The 9287-nt window shown below is 73.1% G+C and carries 11 protein-coding genes and 1 pseudogene; 5 read left to right on the forward strand and 7 right to left on the reverse strand.

Translation table 11 applies throughout. The annotated features are described in order from the left end of the window. The 4 genes and pseudogenes from GT042_RS38060 to GT042_RS07170 all read right to left on the reverse strand — a co-directional run. Positions 1-258, reverse strand: a pseudogene (locus GT042_RS38060) (hypothetical protein); the annotation flags it as partial. 219 nt (positions 259-477) lie between these two features. Further along, complete coding sequence (locus GT042_RS07160) at positions 478-1305, reverse strand: alpha/beta hydrolase (RefSeq protein WP_161307864.1); 828 nt, start codon at positions 1303-1305, stop codon at positions 478-480. A 123-nt stretch (positions 1306-1428) separates the two neighbouring features. Then, positions 1429-2238: an AAC(3) family N-acetyltransferase gene (locus GT042_RS07165; protein ID WP_161307865.1), complete on the reverse strand. Its 810-nt coding sequence runs from the start codon at positions 2236-2238 to the stop codon at positions 1429-1431. A 61-nt stretch (positions 2239-2299) separates the two neighbouring features. Continuing rightward, positions 2300-2764 carry a MarR family winged helix-turn-helix transcriptional regulator gene (locus tag GT042_RS07170; protein WP_161307866.1) on the reverse strand — a complete coding sequence of 155 codons (465 nt, stop codon included), beginning with the start codon at positions 2762-2764 and terminating at the stop codon, positions 2300-2302. An 89-nt stretch (positions 2765-2853) separates the two neighbouring features. Here GT042_RS07170 and GT042_RS07175 point away from each other — a divergent pair, with 89 nt between their 5' ends. From GT042_RS07175 to bla, 4 genes are all read left to right on the forward strand, one after another. Next, positions 2854-3414 carry an NAD(P)H-dependent oxidoreductase gene (locus tag GT042_RS07175; protein ID WP_161307867.1) on the forward strand — a complete coding sequence of 187 codons (561 nt, stop codon included), beginning with the start codon at positions 2854-2856 and terminating at the stop codon, positions 3412-3414. 58 nt (positions 3415-3472) lie between these two features. After that, positions 3473-4378 carry an aldo/keto reductase gene (locus GT042_RS07180; protein ID WP_161307868.1) on the forward strand — a complete coding sequence of 302 codons (906 nt, stop codon included), beginning with the start codon at positions 3473-3475 and terminating at the stop codon, positions 4376-4378. A 100-nt stretch (positions 4379-4478) separates the two neighbouring features. After that, positions 4479-5534 (forward strand): LLM class flavin-dependent oxidoreductase, encoded by a 1056-nt coding sequence (locus GT042_RS07185; protein ID WP_161307869.1) that lies wholly within the window; start codon positions 4479-4481, stop codon positions 5532-5534. 51 nt (positions 5535-5585) lie between these two features. Further along, complete coding sequence (bla, locus tag GT042_RS07190; protein WP_237530534.1) at positions 5586-6485, forward strand: class A beta-lactamase; 900 nt, start codon at positions 5586-5588, stop codon at positions 6483-6485. Positions 6486-6543: 58 nt separating this feature from the next. Here bla and GT042_RS07195 read toward each other — a convergent pair whose 3' ends face one another. Continuing rightward, on the reverse strand, positions 6544-7017 hold the full coding sequence (locus tag GT042_RS07195; RefSeq protein WP_161307870.1) for a hypothetical protein: 474 nt from the start codon (positions 7015-7017) through the stop codon (positions 6544-6546). 204 nt (positions 7018-7221) lie between these two features. On the opposite strand from GT042_RS07195, the gene GT042_RS07200 reads away from it, so the two are divergent. Beyond that, positions 7222-8190, forward strand: a complete 969-nt coding sequence (locus tag GT042_RS07200; protein WP_345943703.1) for a helix-turn-helix domain-containing protein — start codon at positions 7222-7224, stop codon at positions 8188-8190. Here GT042_RS07200 and GT042_RS07205 read toward each other — a convergent pair. Then, positions 8185-8979 (reverse strand): FAD:protein FMN transferase, encoded by a 795-nt coding sequence (locus GT042_RS07205; RefSeq protein WP_237530535.1) that lies wholly within the window; start codon positions 8977-8979, stop codon positions 8185-8187. The genes GT042_RS07200 and GT042_RS07205 overlap by 6 nt on opposite strands. Beyond that, on the reverse strand, positions 8979-9287 hold a 309-nt coding region (locus tag GT042_RS07210; RefSeq protein WP_161307872.1), incomplete at its 5' end, for an FMN-binding protein. The genes GT042_RS07205 and GT042_RS07210, both read right to left, overlap by 1 nt.

Genomic DNA, 9287 nt, shown 5'->3' on the forward strand with positions numbered 1-9287 from the left:
CGGCCGGCCCGCCGACGCGGGCGCGACGGGCGTGTCGGCGAGGAGCACGGCCGGGGTGTGGTGCCGCAGCGCCCGGTGCCCGTCGGCGGCGGACCGTACCCCCTGGGCCGCCAGCAGCCCGGCCACCACGGCCACGGTCAGGGCCAGCGCCCATACGGCCGGCAGCATCCACGCCTCCACCGCGTCGCTGCGGCGCCGGAGCGGATTGCGTCTCCAGCGCCACCACAGTCCCGGCCGGGGGCGAAGGACTCTCATCATCCGCGCGTACCCACCTCTCCCCATCCCATGGCTCGGCCCGCCGGGGCGTGTTGCCCCGACAGGCGGTGGACCGGGCGCATGCGGGCCGTGGGTCCCCCCTCCTTCGTAACACGCGAATGTTGCGCGGACGATCCACCGGGCGGGGGCTTAAAGCAATCTCCATGAACGGCGGCGGGCGCGCCGGCGCGCGATCCGCGCCGGGGGACGGTCGACGCGCGCTCAGCGCGGGAAGGCCGCCGTGGTCGCGACGAACCGTTCGGCGTCGTCGAGCCACGGGTAGTGGCCCGCCCCCGGCTGGACGACGTAGGTGGCGTCGGGGAAGAGTCCGGCGTACTCCGCCACCGCCGACGGGGGTGTGTTCAGGTCGAACTCCCCGGCGAGGAGCAGGACGGGGCCCTGGTGGGCGGCGAGCGCCGTACGCGTGGTCTCCGGGTTGAACGCGCCGTCCGCCCCGAAGAGGGCGACGGCCTCCTGGTTGGCCGGCCGGCTCGCGGCCTGGTGCCGCCGCGCCTCGGGGTCCCACCGGCCGCTGAAGAAGGGGGCGACGGCGTCCCAGTCGGTGCCGGTGCCCTCGGTGATCGCCTCCAGGGCGGTGAACGCCGGCGGGAACCACGGTTCGTCCTCACGGAGCCGTGCGAGCGCGCGCCGCGTCTCACCCGTGACGGTGATGCCGACAGCGGCGGGGCCGGGGGTGATCAGGGCCAGCCCGCGGATGTTCTCCGGGTGGCGGGCCGCGTACTGCACCGCGATGTTCGCGCCCCCGGAGTGGCCGAGCAGGTCGGGCCTGACGAGTCCGAGGTGGTCGCGCAGGGCTTCGACGTCGTCCACGAGACGGTCGCAGCGGTACGAGGAGGTGTCCTCCGGGATCGCGGACCCGCCGGTGCCCCGGAGGTCCAGGACGATCAGCCGGCGGTGTGCGGCCAGGCCGCCGAGGTCGCCGAGGTAGGCGGAGTCCGCGGGGCCTCCCGGGACGCAGATGACGGGGTCACCGTCTCCGATCGTGCGGTAGGCGAGCCGGGTTCCGTCGGGCGCGGAGAAAGTAGGCATGGCGGGGATCCTGTCAACGAGGCCCGGGCCGGAACAACCGGAATACGCGTGCGGCGCGGACGCCGTCACCCCGTCACCGCGGGACGCCGGACCCGAAGTCACTCCGGGACGCCCCGCACGCCGTCACCCCGGGACGGACAGCGGGCGGTGCTCGCGCAGCCAGGTCACGGCGTAGGCGACCGCGTCCGCCAGCGGGAACAGCCGCGCCTGCGCCGCGCCCACCCGGCCCCGCACCACCGGGTGTTCCTTCTCGAAGGCCGCTCCCAGCTCTGCGAAGCCGTCGCTGGTGATCGCGACGTCGCGCACCGTGCTCCAGCGGCGGCCCCCGGGGGTCATGACCGCGAAGGAGTTGTCGACCCGCGCCGCCGGGACCCGGTATTCGGCCAGGTGGAACGCCGTACACGTGTCGAAGCCCGCGCCCAGCAGAAGGATCCGCGCCCCGGCCTCCTCCAGCCGTGCGAGCGGGCTGTGCTCGCCCAGTTGGCAGTCCAGGGCGTGACCGGCCACGATCCCGGCGGCGCGCGGGCCCAGGGCCGCGAACGAGGTCTGCGGGTGGTCGCTGCGGAGGGCGCCCGGCCAGTTCCGTACGGTCTCCGGGATCACACCGACGCCCCGTGCGGGCGTGACGCGGGGGTCGTACGGGGGCATGCACGCGCGGATCGCCGCCCACCAGGCCTCGGGCACCGGGGGGTTGTGCCAGTCGGCGGGTTCCGAGTTGCCGCCGGAGTGGGCCGGCACCACCAGGGTCCCGTCGTCGCCCAGGGTGTCCAGCAGCGCCCCCACGACCGCCTCCGCGCCGCCGCAGACCCAGCCCAGCGAGCTGAGGGAGGAGTGGACGAGGACGGTCTCGCCGGGACGCAGGCCCAGGTCACGCAGTGCGGCGGCGATCGAGCCGCGCGTACACAGGGGACCGGCCTGAGGCGGTGGGAACATAACCCTGAGTGTGCCCCCGCCCATGACCCCGCACCACCTGTTTGTCTCGGCGGACCCGCTGTCAGGCCGAGGGGGCGATGGACCGCAGGGCGGCGGTCAGCCGGGTGATGTCGGCGCTCTCCAGATGGTCCAGGACGTGGCGCCGCACGCTGGCCAGGTGGGCCGGCCACGCCTCCTCCAGCCGCGCGAAACCGGCGTCCGTGAGGACGGCGTTCCACCCGCGGGCGTCTCCGTCGCACCTGACCCGCCGGACCAGGCCCCGCTCTTCCAGGCGCGTGACCACCCGGGTCATCCCGCTGACCGAGAGGTTGCAGGCCGCCGCCAGCTCGCTCATCCGCAGCAGCCGGTCCGGCGCCTCGGACAGATGCATCAGAGTCGTGTACTCGCTCACGGGCAGCTGGCGCTCGCGCACCATGTCGGCGTCGACGGCGCGGGGCAGGACCGACATCACCCGGCCCAGCTCTCTGATCAGGGCTTCTTCATCGGCACTGAGGGGCCGGAGCGAGGATCTCGTCTGGGCGGTCATGCTCCCATCATAGTTGCTTGACGAAGCAACTACCAAGGTGTTTGCTTGACGAAGCAAGGACCGCGCGACAAGAAGGCAGAGGAACAGCAATGACCAGGATCGGGATCATCCTCGGCAGCACCCGCCCCGGACGCAACGGGGAGGCCGTGGCCCGCTGGGTGCACGAGGTGGCCGCACAGCGCTCCGACGCGGAGTTCGAGCTGGTGGACCTGCTCGACTTCCAGCTCCCCCACCTGGACGAGGCGTACCCGCCCGCGATGGGCCAGTACGCCCAGCCGCACACCCTGGCCTGGGCGGAGAAGATCGCTTCGTTCGACGGGTACGTGATGGTGACACCGGAGTACAACCACTCCACCTCCGGCGCCCTGAAGAACGCCATCGACTTCCTCTACCGGGAGTGGAACAACAAGGCGGTCGGCTTCGTCAGCTACGGCTCCGCCGGCGGCACCCGCGCCGTGGAGCACCTGCGTCTGATAGCCGGCGAACTCCAGATGGCCGACGTACGCAACCAGGTGGCGTTGTCCCTCTTCACCGACTTCGAGAACTTCAGCGTGTTCAAGCCCACCGACCCCCAGCGCGACGCCCTCACCACCACGCTCGACCAGGTCGTCGCCTGGAGCGAGGCGCTCGCGCCGCTGCGCAAGAGCTGAACGCGGCGGTACCGGCGGGCCGCCGGGCGCGGGCGGGAGACGCGGTTACGATGCGGCCATGGCTGTCCTCGGACTGGGTTTGGCGGCGCTGGGCCGCCCGGAATACCTGACGGTCGGTCATGGCGCCGCCCTCGGCGCCGACCGCTCGGTCGACGCGCTCCGCACGCGCTGCGAGCAGGTCTGCGACGCGGCGTGGGCGGGCGGCGTCCGGTGGTTCGACGCCGCCCGCTCGTACGGCCTGGCCGAGCAGTTCCTGTCCGGGTGGCTGACCGGGCGTGACGTGCCGGCCGACGACATCACCGTGTCGTCCAAGTGGGGTTACACCTACACCGCCGACTGGCAGGCGCACGCCGAGGTCCAGGAGGTCAAGGACCACTCGGCCGCCGCCCTGGCCCGTCAATGGCCGCAGACGGAGGCGCTGCTCGGGCCCTGGCTGCGCCTCTACCAGGTCCACTCGGCGACGCTGGAGTCGGGGATCCTCGACGACAAGGCCGTCCTGCGGGACCTCGCCGCGCTGGGCGTACCCGTGGGCCTCAGCCTCAGCGGCCCCGGCCAGGCCGACACCCTGCGCCGGGCCCTGGGTGTCCAGGTCGGCGGGGCACCCCTGTTCTCCGCCGTACAGGCCACCTGGAACGTGCTGGAGCCCTCCGCCGGCGCCGCGCTCGGCGAGGCCAAGGCGGCGGGGTGGACCGTGATCGTGAAGGAGCCGCTGGCCAACGGGCTGCTCGCGGTGCCGGGGCCCGCGACCCGGGCGCTGGGGGACCACCCCGACGTCACCGCGCTGGCCGCCGCCCTGGCCCAACCCTGGGCGGACGTCGTCCTCTCCGGCGCCACGACGGTCGGCCAGCTGCGCTCCAATCTGACGGCGACCACCGCCCCGGCCCCCGACCCGGACCGCCTCACCGGGCTGGCGGTCGACCCGGGGACGTACTGGAACCGGCGCTCGGCGCTGCGGTGGACGTAGGGGCGACTCCGCTCCCCCACCGGTGCGCACCGGGACCGCCTGCCACAATTGGCGCAGCGCCGGCGTGTGACAGAGCATGCCGCGGACCACGGAGGATCCTGTGCCGCTGACTTCGGAGCCGCTGCGGAAGCTGGGCTTCCTGACCATCGGGCTCTTCGACGACGCCGATCCCCGCCGGGGCCACGAATCGACCCTGGAGATCATCGAACTGGGTGAGCGGCTCGGTTTCGACAGCGCGTGGATGCGGCACCGCCACCTCCAGTACGGCATCTCCTCCCCCGTCGCGGTCCTCGCCGCCGCCTCGCAGCGCACCAGCCGCATCGAACTGGGCACCGCCGTCATCCCGTTGGGCTGGGAGAACCCGCTGCGGCTGGCCGAGGACCTGGCGACGGTCGACATCCTGTCGGGGGGCCGCCTCAACCCCGGGATCAGCGTCGGTCCGCCGATGCACTACGACCAGGTCAAAGAGGCGCTCTACCCGGACACCGCCGACGCCGAGGACTTCAGCTACGCCCGGGTGGAACGGCTCCTGAGCTTCGTACGGGGCGAACCGGCCACGAACTTCAGCGGCACCGAGGGCTTCGAGGTGTTCTCCGACCGTGTCCAGCCGCACGCCGCCGGTCTGGGCAGCCGCATGTGGTACGGCGGGGGGAGCCTGCGGTCCGCCCGGTGGGCCGGCGAGCACGGCATGAACTACCTGACCAGCAGCGTCGTGAAGGCGGAGGAGTCGGAGGACTTCGCCGAGATCCAGCTGTCGCACGTACGGGCCTTCCGCGCCCACCACCCCGACGGCGACCGGGCCCGGGTCTCGCAGGGGCTCGTCGTGATCCCCACGGACAGCGCGTCGTCCGAACAGCGCGCGAAGTACGAGGAGTTCGTCGCGAAGCGGACGCCGCGCACGACCACACCGCAGGGGCCCGCGCGCATGTTGTTCGCGCGCGACCTGGTCGGCACCTCGGCGGAGATCGCCGAACAGCTGTACGCGGACGTCGCGTTCCGGGAGATCGACGAGGTCGCGTTCGCGCTGCCCTTCACGTTCGGCCACGAGGACTACGTGCAGATCCTCACCGACATCGCCACGAAGCTCGGCCCGGCGCTGGGCTGGCGGGCGCCGGAGAAGGACCAGCTGGAGAAGGACCAGCCGGACAAGGACTGACCGAAGGACCGGAAGGGAAGCAGGATCGTGGAGCCGAAACACTTAACAGCCATGTCCCGCCGCGTGATGCTGGCGGCGGGCGCCGGGACCGCGCTGGCGGGCGTCCTGCCCCTGGGGACGTCGGCGTACGCGTCGGGTCCGCGCGACCACGTGCCACTCACACGGCAGTTGCTCGCCCTCGAAGAGGAACGGTCGGCCCGGCTGGGGGTGTTCGCCCACGACGTGGCGACGGGCCGGACCGTCCTGCACCGGGGACACGAACGTTTCCCGATCTGCTCGGTGTTCAAGACGCTCGCCGTCGCGGCCGTGCTGCGGGACCTGGACCGGGACGGTGAGTACCTGTCCCGGCGGGTGCGGTACACCGAGCGGGATGTCGTACGGTCCGGACACGCACCGGTCACCGGCCTGCCGGCCAACCTCGCCCAGGGCATGACGGTCGAGGCCCTGTGCGCCGCGAGCATCACCCACAGCGACAACACCGCCGCGAACCTCCTGCTCGGGAAGCTCGGCGGACCGGCGTCGGTCACCCGTTTCTGCCGCTCCGTCGGGGACACCGTGACCCGGCTCGACCGGTGGGAGCCCGAGCTGAACTCGGCGGAACCTGACCGGGTCACGGACACCACGGGCCCGTACGCCGTCGGCCGGACCTACGCCCGGCTGATCCTGGGCCACGCCCTCGATCCCGGGGACCGCGAACGGCTGACCGGCTGGCTGCTGGCCAACACCACGGGCGGCGCACGCCTGCGCGCGGGCCTCCCCGACGACTGGACCGTCGCCGAGAAGACCGGGACGGGCGACTACGGCACCACGAACGACGTGGGCGTCGCGTGGCCCCCCGGCCGGCGCCCCGTCGTCCTGTCGGTCCTGTCCACCCAGGAGGACCCCGACGCCCCGGCCGACGACCAACTGGTCGCCAGGACGGCCGCGTTGGTGACAGCGGCACTCACCTGACGGCCGGTCACCAGCTCCTGGTCACGAGGGTCACGCGCTGGTGGTCACGCCCCGGTGGTCACGCCCCCGTGGTCGAGCCGGGGCGGACGATCATCAGGACCGTGACCGTCGCCCAGAGCAGGTTGAAGACGCCGGTCAGCATCGCCAGCCGGGCGGTCGTGGCGCGGTCGACCGTCACCCGCCCGGTGCCCGTCCCCACGAGGGTGTCGAGGACGGCCTCCTGGGAGGGCAGGATCAGCAGGCCCAGGACGATCGCGGCCGCCGCGGTGAGAACGATCGACGTGATCAGCCAGGGACTGCCCAGGACGTGCATCGAACGGGCCGTCGCGAGCCCGGCCAGCGGCACGGCCAGCCCCACTCCCGCGTAGACGTAGGACACGCGGTGCAGCACCCGCACCGTGGCCAGGCCCTCCGCGTCCGGGGCGGCGGCCACGCGCCGGGCCGCGGCGGGGAACATGCTGGCCGCGACGGTCACGGGACCGATGGCGACGATGGCGACCAGCACATGGACGGTGAGCAGGAACTTGGTCATCGGGAGAACGTCTCTTTCTGTGGTGTGGTCCGTGATCGTCAGGGCCACCGCGCTCACGCTAGAGCCGGCCGGTCACCTCCCCCCATGGGCCGGAACGACAGATGTCGACGGATTCTCGCCATCCCTCCGAGCTGGGGTGACAAGCGGTTCGTGAGGAACGCCCCCGGTACCTGGCTCGGCGGGAACCCGTCTATCGTCGGTTCCGTGCATACGGTTGCGGTGCTGGCGCTGGACCATGTGGTGGCCTTCGACATGGCCGTCCCGATCGACGTCTTCGGGCGCGTCCGCCTGCCCGACAGCCGCCGCCCGTACCGGGTGCGGGTGTGCGGGGTGACCCCGGAGGTGGCGGGCGACGCGTTCTCGCTCAGCGTGCCGTGGGGTCTGGAGGCGCTGGCCGACGCCGACACGATCATCGTGCCGGGCTGCTCCGAGCACGCGGGACCGCCTCCCGAGGAGGCGTTGGAGGCACTGCGGACGGCGGCGGCGCGGGGCACCCGTATCGCCTCGATCTGCACCGGTACGTTCATCCTCGCCGCGGCCGGACTCCTCGACGGCCTGGGCGCCACCACCCACTGGGTCGCGGCCGAGGCGTTGGCGCGCCAGTACCCGGAGGTGGACGTGCGCCCCGATGTGCTCTACGTCGACAACGGGCAGTTGCTGACCTCGGCCGGGGCCGCGGCCGGGCTCGACCTGCGCCTGCATCTGATCCGCCGCGACCTCGGCTCCGCCGTGGCGGCCGACGCCGCGCGGCTGTCGGTGATGCCGCTGGAACGGGAGGGCGGCCAGGCGCAGTTCATCGTGCACGAGCAGCCGCCGGTGCCGCGCGGGTCGGTGCTCGAACCGGTCCTGTCCTGGATCGAGGACAACCTCGGCCACGACCTCACGCTGGACACGATGGCCGCCCGGTGCGGGATGAGCGAGCGGACGTTCAGCCGACGCTTCCGCGAGCAGACCGGAACCACGCCCCTGCAATGGCTGCTGCGCGCCCGCGTCCGCCGGGCGCAGTACCTGCTGGAGACGACCGACCACTCCGTCGAACGGGTGGCGGAACAGGCCGGGTTCGGCTCCCCCACGGCGTTCCGCGAGCGGTTCAAGCGGGTCGCGGGCACCACACCGCAGGCCTACCGGGCCTCGTTCCAGCCCCGTACGGTCATGAGCGGCGTGCGGTCATGAGCCGACGGACATGACCTCCGGTGGCAGCCCGACGACGTGGTGGTGGAACCCACCGGTCGCCCAGGTGGACCCGTCGGCGGTGACCGCGAACCCCTCCGTGTCCGGCAGGGCCTCCAGCCAGTCGCGGGCCCGCTCGCCCATGGCGTACGCCGCGGTGGCCCGTACGTCCGCGACGGTCAGCCCCGCCGGGCAGACCACCGTGAGCGACGCGAGTCCGCCGGCCGGGGCCTCGCCCGTACGGGGGTCGACGATGTGGCAGCCGCGCTCGGCGGGACCCGAGGTGGCCACCCCCAGGCCGTCCCCGGCCTCGACGACCGTGACGAGCGCGCCCGGCCGCAGCGGGTCGGCGATGCCCACCCGCCAGGGCCCGCCCAGCAGTTGGACGTCACCCCCGCCGTTGAGACAGACCGCTCCCGCGCCGGCCTCGGCGACCGTCCTCGCCGCCCGCTCCACCGCCCACCCCTTCACCAGCCCGGTCGGATCGAGCCCGCCCGCGTGGCCGGTCGTGAACCATCCCCCGCTCTCCCGCTCGGCCGCCGCGCACAGGGCCAGCACCTCGGGGACATCGGGGTCGCAGTCGGACTCCGCCAGTTCGCCCCGGGCGAGACGGGTGATCTCGCTGTCCTGACGGTACGTCGAGAAGATCTCGTCGGCGCGGTGGAGCGAGGCGACGGCGGCGCGCAGTCCGGCGCGGACCCGGGCCCCGTCGCGCACGCCCCGGATGTCGAACGAGAAGACCGTCCCCATCGACTCCTCGACGTGGCGCAGGCGTTCACCCTCCGCGGCCATCAGACCCCGGCCTTGTCGAGGGCGCTCTGGAGCGAGTCCTGGTAGCCCTTGCTGGTGTAACTGGCGCCCGAGACGGCGTCGATCCCCGCGCTCTGCGCGGCGAGGGCGGCCTGGTTGAGCTTGGGGACGGCGTTGGCCGTGACCGACTTGCTCTGCGCGTCGGAACCGGGCGCCTGAACGGCCGCCGCCTTGACGATCCTTGTGCCGCTGAGGGTCAACTGCACCTGGACGGGCCCGTACTGGGTGTCGACCGCGTCACCGAGCACCGTCCGCACGCGCGGCGGCGCGGGCCGGGCCGGGCGGCTCGC

It is taken from the genome of Streptomyces sp. SID3212 (genome assembly GCF_009865405.1).
Classification (GTDB): domain Bacteria; phylum Actinomycetota; class Actinomycetes; order Streptomycetales; family Streptomycetaceae; genus Streptomyces.